This window comes from Bradyrhizobium sp. i1.15.2, from assembly GCF_040548425.1.
GTDB classification, from domain to species: Bacteria; Pseudomonadota; Alphaproteobacteria; order Rhizobiales; family Xanthobacteraceae; genus Bradyrhizobium; species Bradyrhizobium canariense.
In genome coordinates, this window is record NZ_JBEPRQ010000006.1 from 70,144 (window position 1) to 89,087 (window position 18,944).

The 18,944-nt window shown below is 64.2% G+C and carries 14 protein-coding genes; 2 read left to right on the top strand and 12 right to left on the bottom strand.

Translation table 11 applies throughout. The annotated features are described in order from the left end of the window. Positions 1–45 precede the first annotated feature (45 nt). From ABIB80_RS13590 to ABIB80_RS13605, 4 genes are all read right to left on the bottom strand, one after another. The gene (locus ABIB80_RS13590) at positions 46–2,409 is read right to left on the bottom strand and encodes an efflux RND transporter permease subunit (RefSeq protein ID WP_007593629.1); all 2,364 of its coding nucleotides are present in this window, start codon (positions 2,407–2,409) and stop codon (positions 46–48) included. Between the two features lie 206 nt (positions 2,410–2,615). After that, a complete protein-coding gene (gene eutC / locus ABIB80_RS13595; RefSeq protein ID WP_354127650.1) occupies positions 2,616–3,401 on the bottom strand; it encodes an ethanolamine ammonia-lyase subunit EutC in 786 nt (261 codons plus the stop codon). 6 nt (positions 3,402–3,407) lie between these two features. Then, on the bottom strand, positions 3,408–4,994 hold the full coding sequence (locus ABIB80_RS13600) for a B12-binding domain-containing radical SAM protein (RefSeq protein ID WP_354127651.1): 1,587 nt from the start codon (positions 4,992–4,994) through the stop codon (positions 3,408–3,410). Between the two features lie 152 nt (positions 4,995–5,146). After that, on the bottom strand, positions 5,147–6,529 hold the full coding sequence (locus ABIB80_RS13605) for an ethanolamine ammonia-lyase subunit EutB (protein WP_354127652.1): 1,383 nt from the start codon (positions 6,527–6,529) through the stop codon (positions 5,147–5,149). A 220-nt stretch (positions 6,530–6,749) separates the two neighbouring features. Here ABIB80_RS13605 and ABIB80_RS13610 point away from each other — a divergent pair, with 220 nt between their 5' ends. Further along, positions 6,750–8,489, top strand: coding sequence for a methyl-accepting chemotaxis protein (locus ABIB80_RS13610; protein WP_354127653.1), 1,740 nt, complete (start codon positions 6,750–6,752; stop codon positions 8,487–8,489). Between the two features lie 368 nt (positions 8,490–8,857). Here the strand turns inward: ABIB80_RS13610 and ABIB80_RS13615 are convergent, their stop codons facing one another. Beyond that, positions 8,858–9,349 carry a septal ring lytic transglycosylase RlpA family protein gene (locus ABIB80_RS13615; protein ID WP_007593634.1) on the bottom strand — a complete coding sequence of 164 codons (492 nt, stop codon included), beginning with the start codon at positions 9,347–9,349 and terminating at the stop codon, positions 8,858–8,860. A gap of 235 nt (positions 9,350–9,584) precedes the next feature. Further along, the gene (locus tag ABIB80_RS13620; protein ID WP_354127654.1) at positions 9,585–10,625 is read right to left on the bottom strand and encodes a LysR substrate-binding domain-containing protein; all 1,041 of its coding nucleotides are present in this window, start codon (positions 10,623–10,625) and stop codon (positions 9,585–9,587) included. On the opposite strand from ABIB80_RS13620, the gene ABIB80_RS13625 reads away from it, so the two are divergent. Then, the gene (locus ABIB80_RS13625; protein ID WP_007593635.1) at positions 10,624–12,066 is read left to right on the top strand and encodes an MFS transporter; all 1,443 of its coding nucleotides are present in this window, start codon (positions 10,624–10,626) and stop codon (positions 12,064–12,066) included. The genes ABIB80_RS13620 and ABIB80_RS13625 overlap by 2 nt on opposite strands. A gap of 123 nt (positions 12,067–12,189) precedes the next feature. On the opposite strand, the gene ABIB80_RS13630 is transcribed toward ABIB80_RS13625, so the two are convergent. From ABIB80_RS13630 to ABIB80_RS13655, 6 genes are all read right to left on the bottom strand, one after another. Continuing rightward, a complete protein-coding gene (locus tag ABIB80_RS13630) occupies positions 12,190–13,422 on the bottom strand; it encodes an acyl-CoA dehydrogenase family protein (protein ID WP_354127655.1) in 1,233 nt (410 codons plus the stop codon). Positions 13,423–13,609: 187 nt separating this feature from the next. Next, a complete protein-coding gene (locus ABIB80_RS13635) occupies positions 13,610–14,818 on the bottom strand; it encodes an ABC transporter substrate-binding protein (RefSeq protein WP_219684798.1) in 1,209 nt (402 codons plus the stop codon). Between the two features lie 112 nt (positions 14,819–14,930). Continuing rightward, positions 14,931–15,506 carry an HdeD family acid-resistance protein gene (locus ABIB80_RS13640; RefSeq protein WP_007593641.1) on the bottom strand — a complete coding sequence of 192 codons (576 nt, stop codon included), beginning with the start codon at positions 15,504–15,506 and terminating at the stop codon, positions 14,931–14,933. Between the two features lie 127 nt (positions 15,507–15,633). Next, positions 15,634–17,157: an FAD-dependent oxidoreductase gene (locus ABIB80_RS13645; protein WP_354127656.1), complete on the bottom strand. Its 1,524-nt coding sequence runs from the start codon at positions 17,155–17,157 to the stop codon at positions 15,634–15,636. A 27-nt stretch (positions 17,158–17,184) separates the two neighbouring features. Continuing rightward, positions 17,185–17,811 carry a GTP cyclohydrolase I FolE gene (folE, locus tag ABIB80_RS13650; RefSeq protein WP_007593645.1) on the bottom strand — a complete coding sequence of 209 codons (627 nt, stop codon included), beginning with the start codon at positions 17,809–17,811 and terminating at the stop codon, positions 17,185–17,187. Between the two features lie 138 nt (positions 17,812–17,949). Then, on the bottom strand, positions 17,950–18,840 hold the full coding sequence (locus tag ABIB80_RS13655; protein WP_354127657.1) for an alpha/beta fold hydrolase: 891 nt from the start codon (positions 18,838–18,840) through the stop codon (positions 17,950–17,952). Between the last annotated feature and the right edge of the window lie 104 nt (positions 18,841–18,944).

Genomic DNA, 18,944 nt, shown 5'->3' on the forward strand with positions numbered 1-18,944 from the left:
ATCGCCCGGACCGCGCCGATTCGAGTGTCTGATGAACGAAGCCGTTCAGATCGCCGGCTTGTCGCCCTGAAGCTTGGCGTGCAGATTGATCAACCACATCGCCGTCGGCCGCAGGATGAAGAGGTCGGCGACGAGCGCCATCACCATCGAGAAGGCGCTGAGCCAGCCGAACAGCCGTAGCGACGGCAGGTCGGAGAACACCGTGACGACGAGACCGCAGGCCAGCACCAGCGTGGTCAGGATCAAGGCCGGGCCGACCAGCACGGTGGCGCGCTCCACCGCGAGCGCCGAGCCGACGCCCGGCTTGCTCTCGAGCCTGAGGCGGTTGAGGAAATGGATGGTGGCGCTTAAGCCGAGGCCGAACGAAACGGTCAGAGCCACGACGCTGGCGAATTGCAGTCCCTCACCCATCGCCCACAGCACCGTTCCCGACATCACAACGGGGAAGATGCCCGGCAGGATGCAGGCGAACATCACCACCCAGGAACGGAAGGCCAGGCCGATGAAGATCGCGACCAGCGCGAATTCGACGGTCAGCCCACGGTTGAGCTTCTCGATCATGCCGGCCGAGTTGCGCGCGGCAATCGCGGCAAGACCCGTGACCGCCACTTCATAGCCGGGATGCTTCTTGCGCACGGCGTCGAGCTCGGTATCGAGCTTGTCGACGATCGGAAGGAGCTGGCTGGAATCCTTGTCCGGCACGCGACCTGCGACCACGACGGCGTCCTGCTCGGCATCGATGAACCGGCGCACCAGATGCTCCGGAATGACGCTGACATATTCTTTCAGCGTCGCGACGTCGGCGCTGCCGGCCTTGTCCGCAAGCCAGCGGCGCAGGGTCTCGACCGACCAGACATTGCCGACACCGGCTGCCTTCTCCACCGTCGCGTGCACATCCGCGATGGTCTGCAGCGTCTCCGGCGAATAGAGCGATTCACCCTTGGGGAACTGGATCAGAACGTTGACCGGGTTGGCGCCGGTGAGCTTGGCGTCGAGCCGGTCGCTGGCGGCGACCGCCTGGCGCTTGTCCGGCACCTGGTCGGCGAGCCGGTAGCGCGGCTCCAGATTGGCGTAGATGACGCCGAGGCCCGCCACGAACACCACCGCGATCAGGCTGAACAGGCCAGGACGGCCCACCATGCGCACCGCGATCCAGTAGCAGAAATTACGCAGCGCCTGCACGCCGGCATCCGCGCTCTGGAACTTGGTCGCAAAGACCTTCTCGTTGCGCACCAGCAGCACGCCGAACACCGGCACCAGCGACAACACCGCGACCAGCGCGATGATGGTGGCGGCGAGACCCGCCTCGCCAAACTTGCGGATCAGATCGGAGTCGGAGAACTGGAGCGCGATGAAGGAAATGCCGGCGGTGCCGTGCGTCAGCACGCAGGCCGGTCCCACCACCAGCACCGCGTTCTTGAACGCGGTGAACTTGTCCTGGCCCGCGATCAGCCGGTCGCGCGCGGCGAAGGTGAGCTGCATGGAGTCCGAGAAGCTGATGACCATGATGAGCGGCGTCATCACGTTCAGGAACATGTTGAGGTTGAAATTGGCCCAGCCGAGCGCGCCGAGCGCCAGCAGGATCGCAATCATCGGCGGGAACGCCGCCGCCACCATGAACGAGATCTTGCGGAAGAAGATGATGGCGATGACACAGCCGGCGAGAATGCCGAGGATGTTGTAGGTGAGCCCGTCGCGCTCGACCGCGTTGCGGATCTCGAGCTGCATCACCGGCACGCCGGAAAGCTGCACGTTGAGGCCGGTATCGCCGAGGTCTTCCTTCATCAGCGCGCGGATGTCGGCGACGGTCTTGGTCAGCTTGTTGGAGGCGACCACCTCCGGATCGAGCGAAAGCACGATCAGCGCCAGCGTGCCGTCCTCGGACAACAGCTTGCCGCGGATGATCTCGTTGGCTTTGACGCCCTCGATGAACTTGTCATAGGCCGCGCCCTCGGGCAGCTCGGGCGGGAACAAGGCTGCGGGAAGCTTGCCCGGCGCCGGCGCCTGACGCGCGGAGAACAGCGAGACCAGTCCGCGCGTACCCTCCACCAGCTGCATGTCGGTGACGAAGTCGCGCAGCTTCTCGAGGTTGTTCCGCGCCAGCAGGGTCTTGCCCTCGACTACGACGAGGACGTCGAATTCTTCGGCCGGGAACTTCTTGGTCACCGCTTCGTACTGGCGGAATTCCGGCGTGTTGGACCGGAACAGCTGCGACAGCGAATCGTCGATCTTGATCCGGTGGATGCCGAACACGGCGCCGACGATCAGGACGAGCAGGACGATGCAGGAGACGATGGGCGCCCGGACGGCGAACAGCCCGATGCGCTCCAGCCCGAAGGCGATCGAGGACGCAGGTCCCTGCTCGACCTTGTCGACATGAACCTCACTCTCGCTGTGCTTTTCGAGCATGCCTTGTCCAGTTCCTAAATCGGCTCGGGTCTGTGAGCTTGTCGCGCCCCGCGAACGGCTTGAAAATGCCATACCAATGGGAGGCTTGCCCTTTGAAAATGCGCAGAAAATCGCCGCGAGGGGTTTAGCAGGTCAATCGCCCTTCTCGCAAGCAGGCGGAGTGTGGCCGAATCGATCAAGATGTGGCGATTTTGCCTTAATGCCCTTCATTCGGGCAAAGCCGTGCCAATTCGACGCGGCGCGCGGTCCGCGCTGTCGTCCTTCAGCGCCACACCGCTCACTTCCCGCGCGAGCCCCTCGCGGACCAGCCAGGCGATCTTGAAAGCAGCCTCGTCATAGCTCAACCCGGCCTTGTGGATGTTCGACACGCAATTGCGCTCGGCATCGGTGCGGCCCGGCTTCGGGGCGAAAGTCAGATAGGCGCCGAGACTGTCGGGCGCCGACAGGCCCGGCCGCTCGCCGATCAGCGTCGCGACCATGCGCGCGCCGAGAATGGCGCCGATCTCGTCGCCGAGCGCGACACGCGCGCCTGAGGCGACCACGACATGGCCGATCGCGACACCATCGCCGGCTGCGAGCAACGGCAGCAGGCGAATCACCAGCGCGGCCGCATGGGCGTGGACCGCCGCAGCCGACAGCCCATCGCCAATCACGACCGCGAGTTGGCACGGCTCCGAGGCGCTCCGCGCCAGAGCCTCGACTGATCCGGCATCCAGCCGTCTGCCCAGATCGGGCCGCCGCAAATAGTCCCTGCGGTCGACCGCCCGGCTGTTCGCCTCGGTGACGACGAGGCCGAGCGCGCGGAGATCCGCGACCAGCCGCGGCGCATCGAACACGGCATGCACGGCATCGCGGGCGCGGGCATGGTCCAGCGTGAAATCGAGCAGTGCCCGCGTCGGCAGGCTCGCGCCGCTGCGCCCGAGCGCGACGCGCGCAGGCGTGAGCGACCGCAGATCGAGGGTCGGACGACGCGGGATGGCCGGATCAGACATGTTGTGTCATTCGGCGGGGACGGAGGCCTCGCGTAGCCGGATCGAATAGTTCGAGGCGTTCTGCTGGCCGGTCGAGGCCGCCCGCGCAAAGGTGATGAGATGGTGCGCGATCAGAGTGCAGCCGATCAGACCTTCGAGGTCGCCGCGCTTGATGCGGCCCAGCGCGAACTTCCAGAACACGCGCTTGTAGTCGCCGAGCACGCCGACCTTCCAGAAGATGTTTCGCAGCATGACGAGGCCGCGCCTGATGTTGGGCCAGGTCTTCATCTCGTCCGGCGTCGGCATCTTCAGGCGATGCACGTAAACGTGGTCGCATTGATACTGGAAGCGCGCGTAGACCTTCTCGGGCTCGTAGGCGACGGCCATGGCGTGCTTCCAGGATGCGACGACGTCGTCGTAGGGCAACAGGAAGTTGACATTGGAATCGCGGCCGTCGTCCTCGACCAGGCGTCCCTCGCGCTCAAGACGGTCCCATAGCGGCGTCTTCGGCAGCGCCTGAAGCAGGTTGATCGTGAGCAGCGGAATCCGGGAGTCCTCGACGAAGGCGAGCAGCGCCTCCGAAGTGTTCGGCTTATCGGTGTCGAGCCCCATGATGATGCCGGACACGACCTCCATGCCGTAGGAGTTGATGGTTTGCACGCCCTCGAGGATCGGGACCATCATGTTGTGATCCTTGTGCATCGCCTTCAGCGCATCGGGATCGGGCGTCTCGATGCCGCAGAAGATGGTGACGAAATAGGCCTCGCGCATCTTCTCGAGGATTTCCGGCCGCTTGGCGATGTTGAGCGTCGCCTCGCAGGCGAGCCGCACCATGTAGCCGGTCCTCCTCTGCCATTCGATCAGATGCGGCAGGAGGTCCAGCGCCGCCTTGCGGTTGCCGATGAAATTGTCGTCGACGAAATAGACCGTGTCGGTCATGCCGCATTCGCGCAGGCGGTCGAGTTCGGCGATGATCTGCTCCGGCGATTTGATGCGCGGATTGCGGCCGTACAGCCCGGGGATGTCGCAGAACTCGCACTGATACGGACAGCCGCTGGAATACTGGATGCTGCCGAGGAAGTATTTCTTCACGTCGGCGAGCTCGTAGGCCGGGATCGGAAACTCCGTCATCGGCATGCGGTCTTTGGTGGTCAGAACCACCTGGGTCTCGGGACGCGAGATATCGCGCGACAGTATTTCGAGCAGCTGATTGGTGGCGTCGCCGAGCTCGCCGACATGGAGATAGTCGAACGACGGATAGTAATCCGGGCAGGCGCTGACGGAGGGACCGCCAAGCGCGACCGGCAGGTCGAACTCATGGGCGCGGCGGCAGATGTCGTTCATCTGCTGGCGCTGGATGTGCATGCCGCTGACGAAGACCGCCTCCGCCCATTCGAACTCTTCCCTTGTCGTACGGCGAAGGTTCTCATCGACGAATTTGACCTGCCACTCCTCCGGCAGATAGGCGGCGAGCAGCAAAAGTCCCTGCGGCGGCATGAAGGCGCGGACGCCATCGGTCAGGGGGTAGGAATGCTCGAACGTCCCGAACGACGATGTGTATCGCGGAAACACGCAGAGAATCCGCCGGGACGTCCCGTTACTTTCAGCTCGCATCAAAGCTCCCCCGCCACGCTCGACTTAGCTGCGGAAATTGCCAGACAGCCACATAGCGTAATGCTGCCGCCGGAATTTCTCAATATTGTGGCATGAGCATAATTCCTTAGGGCACCAATGGTTTCCTCGGGCCGCCGGGTGCTTCCGCCGCGTCACGCGATCAGCCGGGAGGCAAAATCGGGCAGCAGGCCTGCATCGCCGGCAAGACGGAAGTCGGCGCCCGCAATGCCGGACCGCACCAGCCAGTCGTCGAATTCCGGCGCACGACCCAATCCGAAGACGTCGCGGACGTAGAGCGCGTCGTGAAAAGACGTGGACTGGTAGTTCAGCATCACGTCATCGGCGCCGGGGACACCCATGATGAAGGTGACGCCGGCGGCCGCGAGCAGCGTCAGCAGATTGTCCATGTCGTCCTGGTCCGCCTCGGCGTGATTAGTGTAGCAAATGTCGATCCCAAGCGGCAGGCCGAGCAGCTTGCCGCAAAAGTGATCCTCCAGCCCGGCCCGGATGATTTCCTTGCCGTCGTAGAGATATTCCGGGCCGATGAAGCCGACCACGCTGTTGACCAGGAGGGGCGCAAAGGCGCGGGCGACCGCATAGGCGCGCGCCTCGCAGGTCTGCTGGTCGACGCCGTGATGGGCGTTGGCCGACAGCGCCGAGCCCTGCCCGGTCTCGAAATACATCACGTTCTGCCCAACCGTACCGCGCCTCTGCGACAACCCGGCCTCGTGCGCCTCCTTGAGAAGCGCGAGGTCGATACCAAAACTGCGGTTGGCAGCCTCAGTGCCGGCGACCGACTGGAACACGAGGTCGACCGGCGCCCCCTGCCCGATCAGCGACAGCGTCGTGGTGACATGGGTCAGCACGCAGCCCTGTGTCGGAATCTTCAGCCGCGCGATGACCTCGTCGAGCAGCCGCAGCAATTGGCCGATCACGGCCGGGTCGTCGCTCGCCGGGTTGATGCCGATGCAGGCATCGCCGGCGCCGAGCAGGATGCCATCGAGGATGGAGGCGGTGATGCCCCTGGCGTCGTCGAAGGGATGGTTGGGCTGCAGCCGGGTGCTCATCCGGCCCTTCAGGCCGATGGTGTTGCGGAAAGCGGTGGTGACCTCGCATTTCCGCGCCGCCAGGATCAGATCCTGGTTGCGCATCAGCTTCGAGACCGCGGCGGCCATCTCCGGGGTGATGCCGCCGGCCAGCTTGCGCAAGATTTCGGGTGTCGCGGCGTCCGATAGCAGCCAGTCGCGAAAGGCGCCGACCGTCAGCGAAGCCACCGGCGCGAAGGCCTTGGCGTCGTGGCTGTCGATGACGAGGCGGGTGACCTCGTCGGTCTCATAGGGGATGACGGCTTCCTGCAAGAACTGCCCGAGCGGGACGTCGGCCAGCGCCATCCGCGCCGCGATCATCTGTTCGGCACTGGCGGCGGCGATCCCGGCCAGGCGGTCGCCGGAGCGCGGCGGCGTCGCCTTGGCGAGCAGGTCGCGCAAATCCGGGAACGTGTAGGTCGTGGCGTCGATGGTGTGGCGGTAGATCAAGGGTCTCTCCGGGGTTCGTCGGCCAGTGACCGAGTCCAGCACGATCCCAAGACTATACCTTCAGATCAAGACGCTGAAATATCTACCTTTCCTTCGACCGAGGGCGAAGGGCGCCAAACCCAGCGTTAACGCCGCGTCCATCTTCATTCTGCATAGTTTTGCAATAATTTGCACGACCGCGCTCTCCGGCCGCTCCCGGCCATTCGGGCCTCTGAAAACCATGACAACTGACCGACCTGGGAATGCCACCGGCCTCGCCGGCCGCTTCACGCTTGCCAACAAGCTCTACGCCATCTTCGCGCTGTTCGCGCTTCTCACGGCGGCGATCGCGATGCTGTCCGACTACAACAGCCGCCGCGGCGCCGAGCTGACCACCGCGATCGAGACCGCGAACGCCGCCGCGCTGAACGTCGAGCGGGTCAACTCGCTGGTCTATGCGGTCGTGATGGAATCGCGCGGCGTCTACATGTCGACTGAACCGGCCGTGGTGAAGAAGTACGGCGAGGGCCTGCTCAAGTTCAACGCCCAGATCCTTGACGTCGTGAAGCGCTGGGAGACCATCGTCAAGGCTGACGATGCCGAGCAGTTCGCCACGTTCAAGAAGCGCATCGAGCAGTTCGTCGAGTTTCGCAAGGAGCTGGTGCGCCGCGGCGTCGAGATCAATGCGGCCGCGGGCCGCGAATGGGGCGACAACGACGCCAACCGCGCCGTGCGCTCGGCGCTGAACAAGGATCTCGAGGCGCTGTCCAAGGTCTATGCCGAGCGTGCAAGGCAAATCGCGCACGAGACCGAGACCAATCGCACCCTGTCCTTGGTCCTGACCTGCCTCGCCGGCGTGGCGCTCGCCCTCGTCGTGATCGGCATCGTCATCATCGCCCGCTCGATCGCACGCCCCCTCTCCGCCATCACCGCGACCATCAAGCAGGTCGCTGACGGCGCCGAGAACGTCGTGGTGCCCCACTCTGACCGGGCCGACGAGATCGGCGCACTGGCACGCGCGATCCAGATCTTCCAGGACGCGATGGCGCGCAACCGCAACCTCGCCTCGCAGGTCTCGCAGGACTCCGCCGCGCGCGAGGAGCGCGCCCGCCACATCGAACAATCCGTCGACGCGTTTCGCGAGGCGATCGGCGCGATCATGCGCGGCCTCAGCGACAACGCCTCCGTCATGCGCGAGACGGCGCAGACCATCACCCGCGTCACCGCGGACGCGAGCAGCCGCGCCGGCACGGCGGCGAACGCCACCGAACAGGCCTCGCACAACGTTACGGCGGTGGCAGGCGCGGCCGAGGAGCTATCTGCGTCGGTGGTGGAGATCGGCCGGCAGGTGCGGCAATCCGCCGGCGCGGTCGAGCAGACCGGCCAGCGCACCGAGAAATCGATCGCCGAGATCGAGAGCCTGGCGGCCGCCACGCAACGCATCGACGGCGTGCTCAGCCTGATCCAGGCGATCGCCGAGCAGACCAATCTGCTCGCGCTCAATGCCACCATCGAGGCCGCGCGCGCGGGCGATGCCGGCCGCGGCTTTGCCGTCGTCGCGCATGAAGTCAAGGCGCTCGCGGGGCAGACCGCGAAGGCGACGGCCGACATCAGCGAAAACGTCTCGATGATCCAGTCCTCCACCCGCAACGCGGTCGACGCCGTCCGCGAGATCGGCGGCGCAGTGCGCGAGATCAACGACGTCACCTCGGCGATCGCCGGCGCCATCGGCCAGCAGGACGCCGCCACGCGCGAGATCTCGTCCAACGCGCAATCGGCGGCCCAAGGCAACGAGACCCTCGTCGCCAACATCAGCTCGCTCCGCGACGCCATCGGCGAGACCGACACTGCGGCCTCCTCGGTGCTGACGGCTGCGAGCAGCGTGACCGAGACGGCGGAGACGCTGTCGCGCGAGGTGGAGAAGTTCTTCCAGAACCTGCGCTCGGACGCAGCGGACGGCCGCATCGCCAAGGCCGGGTAGCAGCACGTCCATCGCCAACAGAGCCGGCGGTGGGGTCTCTCCAGCAAAAAACGCGAAAACAACCCCATGCACAGTAGCCGGGGACAGCGATATCAATGGCTTGGTTCTAGTCCAAATATATTCGTATTTTACGAAATGACATTTGACTCGTCGGGCAAAACACCGGCATGATGTCATCATGGCGATGGCGCCCCGCGGGACCTTGGTCGTCCTGCCGAGGGAATGTACGCGCGAATTTTTCCCGCCAACGAAGCGTCGTGTCTCCACGCGTCAGGCACGCTTCCCGCCGATCGAGACAAACGCGATGAAGCCATCGAGGCGCTCGACTGTTCTGGACGGGCGTGTTGCTCGAGTTCTGATGCGACGGTTCAGCCAACCGGTCCGGGTGTCCAATCGCCGCCGGCAAGCGGCCGGACTTTTACGTCAGGAATGACCCCGCGCTCCAGGCTCGGATCGAAATGGCGCATCGTCCGCTCATTGAAGTCGATGATGCGGCCCGGCCTTAGCGGTCCCACGTCATTTATCCTGACGATGACCTTCTTGCCGACGGCCTCGACGAGGGCATATTTCGGCTTCGCGCCAAATTGGACCCCACCGAATTTCTTACGCAAGCTCGTCTTGATGGCGGCCGACCAGACCGAGGGATCATAGCGCTCGCCGGAAGCCGTCTTCGGGCCGCCCTCCTCTTTGCCGGGCTTGAACGGATTGTACATGGATGCCGCGCCAACGATCGCTTCCCCGGAAGCGGCATTGTCGGCGGCGCTTGAGTGAACCCCACCAGCTTCACATCGCGCAATAGAAACGGAAACGGCAAGCGCAACCACGGCGCCGCAAATTGCGGCGCTCGATCGAAACACCATTATATCTCCTGTGATTTTCGATTGTTCGGTTCCGATGCCGCAAATCGTTTTGCGGGTCGAGCCAACCCCTGGCTCCGGAACCGTTTGTAGGAACCCCAACGGTTCCAGCACGGCGTTTTAGTTGTCGCCGTCTAAGACAGACATTGCGTCAACAGCATGACGACGAGAGCCCCGACGAATAGCTGCGAACTGACAGTGCCGGCCCCTAACAAATCGGCAGAGGGCCGGCAAAGGACTATGCGGCCGAAATATTCCTCACGGTCGTCTCGGCCTGCTCGGCGAGCCAATTCACGAATAACTCGACGCTGCGATCGCCGATCAAATCGGCTGGCCACTGGGCAACCTGAATTTTCGTGCACTCGACTGCGGGGTAATCGGCGAGTGCGGACACGAGGCGTCCAGACGAAACCGCATCTGCCACAAGAAGTGAGCGCCCAAGTGTCACCCCGGCTCCTTCGGCCGCAGCCGACATGCACATTCCCATGTCGTCCAGCGTCAAGCTGCCAGCGGCAGCGCCCGATTTCGGCAATCCCAGGCGTCTAAACCAGGAGGGCCAACCCCAGTCGCCGGTCGCGTTGTCGCCTTTGTGGATGAGCGGCAGGGTCAGCAAGCCGTCGGGGTCCGTCAAGGGACGCCGCCGGGGCAACAGGTGCGGCGCACAGACGGGAAAAATCCGCTCCCAAAACAGCGGCAATTGAGTAGACGTCCGCCGTGCGTCTTCGCCGGCGTTCCAGACAATTCGCACGTCGAGCGGCCGCTTTGAACTGTCACCCGTCTCCAGTGGTTTGAGATCAACATTGATCGACGGATATCGCGCCGTAAAATCTGGCAGGCGGCGGACGAGCCACCATGTTGCCAACGCCGAGCCGGCGCCCACGCGCAACGTCGTTCGGTTCGAGCGCCGCCGCACCTGAGCATCCAGCGCACCAAGCGCGTCGAGTGCTGCGGCAAGCTCTTGCCTAAGCTGCGCGCCGGCAGGTGTTATCCCGACCCCTGGATTCTGCCGCTGCAACAATGCAACCCCGAAATGGTCCTCCAGTTTTCGGATCTGATGGCTGACCGCACTCTGCGTGACGCCCAACTCCGCCGCGGCGCGCGTGAACGAGCCATGGCGGGTGACCGCGTCGAACGCGACAAGGGGCGCGAAGGGTGGCAAGCGGCGTGGCATCTCGATCTCCTCACGCCATGATACCGATTCATGAGGTTTTGAGGAACCATCATTCGACCAAAGCCCGTTGCCCGGCCATCCATGCTCCATGGAGGCCGAAACAACCATGCTCGACAAACCTCAGCACGACGATGATGAAATGCCGAGCGCCAGTTGGCTTGCCGATGACGGCCATCGCGGCAATCGCATGTCCCTGGAAACGGCGACGCTGCTTGCAGCGTGCTTGAGCGGCTCTCTGTTTCAAGTCGACCTGACGGCTCTAGCGGCTGCCTTACCCGATGTTGGCCACGATCTCGGTGCCGCTTCCGCACGAGCGGCCTGGGTCATCGACGTCTACAGCCTTGCCTTGATCTTCTGTTTGCCGATTGCAGGTAGCCTTGCCGACAGATACGGACGCGTTCAAATGTTCACCTGGGGTGCAGGGCTGTTTGGCCTGGCCTCTCTGCTGTGTGCGTGCGCCAACACGCTCGACGTTTTGCTGACATTCCGCACATTGCAAGGTATCGCCGGTGCCTGCATCACCAGCACCTCGTCTGCCCTCCTTGCTGGTGCTTACGAGGGGCCCCGACGTGCGCGGGCGTTTGGACTTTGGGGCACGATCGTCGGTGCCTCGATGGTCGCTGGCCCGCCGCTCGGATCGCTCCTGGCTGATACGATCGGGTGGCGCTGGATTTTCTGGATCAACTTGCCGCTTTGCGCCGTTTTGGTCTTCCTGGTGCTGTACAGAATTGGCAATGAGCTCGACCAGCAGCGTTCGAGCGCCAAGGTGGATTGGCTCGGTGCTGGCCTTCTTGCGACAATTTCGGCGGCGTTGGCGTTTATGTTGCTGGAAGCAGCTGCGCTTGGTGGCGTCGCCTCGGCGACGTTCCTGACGGGACTCGCCGCTTCGGGGATTGCGCTCCTCCTTTTCGTTTGGGTGGAACGCCGACATCCCAACCCGGCGTTCGATCTCAAGCTGTTCGGATCTCGGCAGTTCGTCGCGATGTGCCTCGTCCCGATGGCGGGATCGACCGGCTTCTGGTCGCTTCTCGTCTACGTGCCGCAATTGGCGCGCGGTCCGTTGGGTCTCAGTCCGTTTGAGGCGGGCTGGCTCCTGGTCGCGCTCACATTGCCGATGATGGTGTTGCCGCGCTATGGAGCGGTTTTGACGACCCGCATCCCATCACGCTCGTTCTTCTGTGGTGGTCTCGCGCTTATCGGGGTGGCTGACCTGGCCCTTGGTGCAATCTCCGGCGGAAACGTGGGGCCGGACACGCTGGTAGTGACAGTCATTGCGTTGCTCGTCAGCGGGTCAGGCTGTGCCGTGATCAACGCGCAGATCACTGCCGCCGCCGTGTCGGCGGTTCCAAGCGATCGTGCGGCGACCGCATCTGCCATTTGCGTCACGATGCGCCAAATCGGTTTCAGCTTCGGGATCGCACTTTTGGGCGCGGCCCTGCAGTTCAGTTCGAATGGCGACTATCTCGCCCCGTTTATCGTTGCAGGCGCATCGACCCTTGCTCTGACAGCCATCGTCTATTGGCTTATGGATGAGAAACCGGCTGCATAGCGGCGGGTGATCGACGGCAGTTCAGGAGCAAAAATCAAAGTGTCGGCGTTGCCGCAATCTGCTTCACCCCCATGAGCGGGCATCCGCCGTCTATGACTGCACGCCCTGGCTAAGAGCAACCACCTACCCCTCCATCACCCCGCCCCGCTTGATCAGCTCCTTCCCCACCGCAGCCAGATGCACCTGATCCGGCCCGTCGCCGATGCGGATGAAGCGGGCGTAGACATAGGCGCGGGCGAGGAACGTGTCCTGCGAGACGCCGGCGGCGCCGTGGATCTGGATGGCGCGGTCGATAACGCGGGCGGCCATGCTGGGCACCACGATCTTGGCGGCCGCAATCAGGTCGCGCGCCATCTTGTTGCCCTCGCGGTCCATCCTGTCGGCGGCTTGCAGCGTCAAGAGCCGCGCCTGCGCGATCTCGCAGAATGAATGTGCGATGTCCTCGCGCACCGAGCCCTGCTCTGCGAGCGGCTTGCCGAACGCCGTGCGGGAGACCGCGCGCTGGCACATCAATTCGAGCGCACGCTGGGCGCAGCCGATCAGCCGCATACAATGATGGATACGGCCGGGGCCGAGCCGGCCTTGCGCGATCTCGAAGCCGCGGCCCTCGCCGAGCAGGATGTTCTCTGCGGGCACGCGAACGTTCTCGTAGACGATCTCGGGATGGCCGACCGGCGCGTCGTCATAGCCGTAGGTCAGCATGTCGCGCACGATGCGCACGCCGGGCGTCGCTTTCGGCACCAGGATCATGGATTGCTGACGGTGGCGGTCGGGATCGTCAGGCGCGGTCTTGCCCATCACGATCAGGATCTCGCAATCCTCGTTCATCGCGCCGGAGGTGAACCATTTGCGGCCGTTGATGACGTAGTCGCCGCCGTCGCGCCTGATCTCGCACTGGATGTTGGTGGCATCGCTGGAGGCGACCTGCGGCTCCGTCATCGAGAAGCCGGAGCGGATGCGCCCCTCCAAAAGCGGCTTCAGCCAGCGCTCCTGCTGTGCCGGCGTGCCGTAATTGGCCAGCACCTCCATGTTGCCGACATCGGGCGCCGAGCAATTGAAGACCTCGGGCGCCCAAAGGATGCGGCCCATGATCTCCTTCACGGGCGCATATTCGAGATTGGTCAAGCCAGTGTTGTTAAGGTCTTGGCCGTGCTCGCCGGAGAGGAACAGGTTCCAGAGCCCCTGCTCGCGCGCCAGCCGCTTCAGGTCCTGAAGGACCTGCGGCGTCTTGTAGCGTGTCGCTTCCGGCTTCACCTGCTCGTAATAGAGCTCCTCGACCGGCTCGACATGCGTCCGCATGAACCGGCGGACGCGCTCTTGCATTTCCATCGAGCGGGCGGAGTGTTGAAAATCCATTCTTGATCCTCCCGTTCGCCGACCTTCGCGCCAGTATCGTAGGGTGGGCAAAGCGAAGCGTGCCCACCGCTTCTCTCGAAGCATTGATAGGTGGTGGGCACGGCGCAAGTGCGCCTTTGCCCACCCTACGATTCCGAACTCGCGGAGAGAGCTCCCTCAACCCGTTCGTCGACCTCGCGCAGTCCCCTCACGTGCCGCGCAATAGCTCGCTCGCGACGATCCAGTCATTGCCGTTGAACTGGAGCATATAGCCGTCCTTGATCGGGCGGAAATCCTGCGGCGTGGTGTTGAGCGTGATGCCGGGCATCAGCAGCGACAGCGGCACGTTCTTCAAATTGGCCGCCTGCGCCATGATGTTCTCGCGCGTCAGATTGTCCTTGCACTGCTTCAGCAAGACCACCAATGCCTCGGCAACGGTGTAGCCGTAGAGACCCGCGACGTTGTTGACGTCGGCATTGGGCAGGCGCTTCTTCATGAAGTCGATATAGGCCGTCATCGCCGGATCGTCCTTCGGCACCTCGACGAACGGCTTGAGCGAGCCGAGCGAGAGCACGCCCTTGCCGGCATCGAGGCCGGCCGGAACCATCACGGTGGCCTTGTTGGCGCAGCCCGAGGCGAGGAAGCGCGTCGCCTGCCAGCCGACCTCATGCGCTTTCCGGATCGCCTGGGCGCAGGCACGCGGCGTCACCGAATAGATCATGAACACGTCGGCCTTGGTGTTGGCGAGCGTCAGCACCTGGGAATCGACGGTGGGGTCGGCGACCTCGAAGCTCGACGCCATCGCGATCGCCTTGTCGGCGTCGGCACCAAGCGCTTCCTTGACGCCGCGCAGATATTCCTTGCCGGCATCGTCATTCTGATAGAGCACCGCGAAGCGCGCGTTCGGGTTCTTGGCACGGGCATAGGCGACGTCGATGGCGGCCTCGCTGGTGTAGTTCGGTGCCCATGGCAGCGCCATCGACCAGGGCATGTTGGCGGGGTCGTTCCACTTCGAGGCCGAGCTGATCAGAAACAGCTGCGGCACCTTGTTGCTGTTGAGATATTTCGCGATCGCCGAGCTCGGCGCGGTGCCCATGGTCGCGAAGATGAAGGCGACGCCGTCGCCTTCGACCAGCCGCCGCGCCGCTTCCATGGTCTTCGGCGGCGAGAAGGCGTCGTCGAGCGACAGGAGATTGAGCTTGCGGCCGTTGATCCCGCCCTTCTCGTTGACCTCGTCGAAATAGGCCGAGATCACCCTGCCGGTGATGCCGAGCGGCGATGCGGGGCCGCTATAGGGCATGGTGTTGCCGATCTTGATCTCGGTGTCGCTGATGCCGGGACCGTAAGATTTCTGCGCGGAGACAGGCGTGGACAAGCAGGCAGCCAAGGCTGCAGCCAGGACCAAAGCGGCTTTCATGGTTTCTCCCCGGTGATGATCGCCGCGCTGGTCGGAAGGCGCGGCGTGCTGCTTTTTGCCAGCACGCCAGATCAGCGGAGTTCCGTGAGAGGGTCTTGCGTCGAGTTGCTGATCAGTGGCGCCGCTTCAGGCTGAAGCCCAGGCTCACCCACCCCGCGCCCGCCATGATCAGGTCGATGCCGAGAAACAGGCCGAGGATGTAGACGCTGTTCACCGGCCAACGTGCCAGGATCAACAGCCCCAGCAGCAGCGTGATGGCGCCCGAGAGCGCCACCCAGACCCATGGACTTTCACGCTTCATGCTGAAGGCGAGAAAGAGCCGGACGGCGCCGGAGGCGAGCAGCGATGCGCCCAGGAACAGAGTCAGCAACACTGCAGCAAACAGCGGGTTCTCGAAGGTGAGAAAGCCCGCGATAACATAGAGTACGCCGAGCAAGGCCCAGATCACAAACTTGCCCCAGCTTTTCATCTGGAACGCGCCGATGATTTCGGCCGCGCCCGCGACGATCATCATGGCGCCAACCACGATGACGCTCGCCACCGTCGCCATTACCACGCTGCCAAGTGCGACGAAGCCGGCGACGAGGTAGACGACTCCCAAGGCTACGATCCAGCCCCATTTGGCATGCAGGGCCGAGATCCCGGAGCCCAGGCCGGAAGGATGGGAGGTATCCGAGGCACTTGTCATGACGGTGACTCCTGCATGGAAGCCCGCGAGCACAGGCCAGTATAGCGCGCGCCGCACCGGGACAACAGCCAGCACAGCAGCCCTCGCGGCCAGCAACATTGACGCAAATCAAGACCGGATGCGCGCCTCAGCCGCGTGTTCGCTCCATCTCCAGCTCGGCCTTGAGATTGTCGAGATCCCTATAAATTGAAGCAACCGCGAGGACGCGGCCGCCCTTGCGATACTTCAGCAGGCAGTCCTTGCCGGAAATGCTGCCGTCGATCGCGATGTCGTCGAAGCTCTCGGCATGGCCGACATAGTTGATCGGTACGTCATAGTGCTGAGACCAGAAGAACGGCACGGCTTCGAAGCGCTCGCGCTTGCCGAGCATGTTGCGTGCCGCGGTCTGGCCCTGCCGCTCCGCCACGACCCAGTGCTCGACGCGGATGGTTTGCCGCGAATGCGGATCGGGCCAGCGCGCGATGTCGCCGGCCGCGAAGATACCGGCTATGCTGGTCTCCAGATATCCGCTGACGCTGACGCCCCGGTCGGCCGCAAGTCCCGCTTGCTCGGCGAGCGCGAGGCGCGGCTTGACGCCGATGCCGACCACGACCAGGTCGGCCTCGATCATGCCGCCGCTATTCAACGTGGCGCGCGTGCCGTCCAGCTTCTCCACCGTGTCCTCGAGATGGAAGTTGACGCCGTTCTCCTCATGCAGCGCGCGCACGAAGTCGCCCATCTCGGGACCGAGCACCTTCTGCATCGGCCGTTCGTCCGGCGCGACCACGTGCACCTCGATCTTGCGTGCCCGCAAGGAGGCCGCAACTTCGAGGCCGATGAAGCTGGCGCCGATTACCAGCGCGCGCTTGGCGCTGGCGGCCGCCTTGATGATGGCGCGGCTGTCGGCGACGGAGCGCACCGTGTAGACATGAGGCTGGTCGGCACCCGGAATCTGCAATCTGACCGGCTCGGCGCCGGTCGCGAGCAGCAGCCGATCGAACGGCAGCCTGTCGCCGTTGCCCAGCGTCACGCTGCGCGTCTTCGCCTCGATCGCGGCGACGTTCGTGTTGAGCCTGAGATCGATGCCGGCGTCCCGATAGTAGTCCTCGCCCCGCAGCGGCAGCCAATCCTCCGGCGCGTTGCCCGCGAGGTAATCCTTGGAGAGATTGGGCCGGTCCACCGGCATCGCGCTGTCATTGCTAAGCATGGTGATGGCGCCGGCAAAGCCCTCGCGACGGAGCGTCTCCGCCGCCGCGAAACCCGCCGCGCCGCCGCCGATGATAACGAATTTTTCCGGCGTTGGCGCTGTCCGATGAGGCGCCGGAGGCTTCGGCATCTCGCGCTTGCGCTCAACGATGATCTTGTCCTGATCGCGCGAGACCTCCCACACCGCCAGCGCGTTCAGCGCCGGCGGACGGGTCGCCTCGCCTGACCGCAAGGAGAAGCAGGCGTGGTGCCAGGGACAGCGGATGGTGTCGCCAACCACCAGTCCTTCGGCGAGCGGGCCGTGATAGTGGCTGCAGGCCGGCTCGATCGCAAAGATCTCGCTGCCGGCCTGCACCAACAGAACGTCTTCCTCGCCGACATGGCCGAGCAATTTGCCGCCCTTGAACGCGGCGAGCGTCACGCCCCTGCTCAGGTCGGGCCCGCTTGGCTTCTTGTCCTCAGTCATGGCGTTGCCTCCTTGGGTCGCCGCGGATCAATCGTCCGAATTGGCCAGCCCCAGCAGCTCCTGGCGTGTCAACGCATTGTCGCGGAACACGCCGAGCATGCGGCTGGTGACGAGATCGGTCCCGGGCTTGTGCGCGCCGCGCGTGGTCATGCAGTGATGCGTTGCCTTGATGATGACCCCGACGCCTTCGGGCCTCAGCACATCGTTGATGGTGTTGGCGATCTGTGCGGTCATCTTCTCCTGGATCTGAAGCCGCTTGGCGTAGATGTCGACGAGACGCGCGAGCTTGGAGATGCCGACGACGCGCCCTTGCGGGATATAAGCGACCCAGGCGCGGCCGACGATCGGTGCCATGTGGTGCTCGCAATGGCTTTCGAAGCGAACACCGCGCAGAACGATCATCTCGTCATAGCCTTCGATCTCCTCAAACGTCTTTTGCAGGATTTCGGTCGGATCCTGCGCATAGCCGGAGAAATACTCCTCGAAGGCGCGGGCGACCCGGCCCGGCGTATCGCGCAGACCGTCGCGCGCGGGATCATCGCCGGCCCAGCGGATCATGGTCCGGATCGCCTGCTCGACCTCCGCCCTCTCAGGCCGCTCGCTCGGCGCCTGCGCGACCGCGACACGTTCCAGCCTGCGCGTTTGCGTCTTCATCGAAAACCTCCCCTGCAACGAACCGCATACAGAAAGCGGCCCCACAGCTTGGACGGCTGCGATTGGAAAAGGTTCCCGGGATCAGGAAAAATCGGAAGCTGCGAGAGCGGCAAGACAGTGGGGACGAGAAACCCGGCTCTATGAGGCCGCTTTCCGCACATCGAGCACGGCCTGCGCCCATTCGGCCGGCCGCTCCTGCGGCAAATTGTGGCCAGCCCCTGCAAAGACGCGCCGCTCGAAAAAGCCCTCGAATTTGCCTGCATGGTGCGCCGTGCCGGAATTGACGCCGTCGCTGTCGCCATCGATCGCGATGGTCGGCACCCGGACCGGCGGCTGGGCGGCGAGCTTCGCCTCGATCGCGGCATAGGCGGGATCGCCCGCGACCAGCGCGTAACGATGTCGATAGGAGTGGATCACGACATCGACGAAATCAGGATTGTCGAACGACATTGCGCTGGTCTCGAACGTCGCATCGTCGAAGGCCCATGTCGGCGACCACATCGACCAGAGCTGGCGCGCGAAACCACGCCGGTTGCGCTCCAGCGCGCGGCGGCCGCGCTCATTGTGGAAGAGATATTGATACCAGAGCGCCGCCTCCTCCGGTGGCGAAGCCGGCTCCATCGAACGCGCGATGTTCTGGATGTTGTAGGAATTGCCCGAGACGAGCGCGATCACGCGCTCCGGATGCAGCACCGAGACCACGCAGGCCGCGCGCCCGCCCCAGTCGTAACCGCCGACCACCGCGCGCGAGATTCCAAGCGCATCCATGAAGGCCAGCAGATCGGCGCCAAGCGCCGCCTGCTCGCCGGAGCGCAACGTCGCAGCGGAGCGGAATCGCGTCGGCCCGTAGCCGCGGAGCCAGGGCACCAGCACCCGCGCGCCCGCTTGCGCGATGATCGGCGCGGTCTCGGCATAGGCGTTCACGTCGTAGGGAAAGCCGTGACCCATGATGCAGGGCCAGCCGTCCGGCGCGCCGTATTCACGGTAGGCAATGTCGAGGATATCGGTGGCGATTGTTTTTTGTTGCATGATCGACTGACCGATTTGCAATGTCGTAGCCCGCATGCAGCGAAGCGGAATGCGGGGCGGTGCGTCCGCAGCGACAGGTTTCCCGGATTGCGCTTCGCTCCATC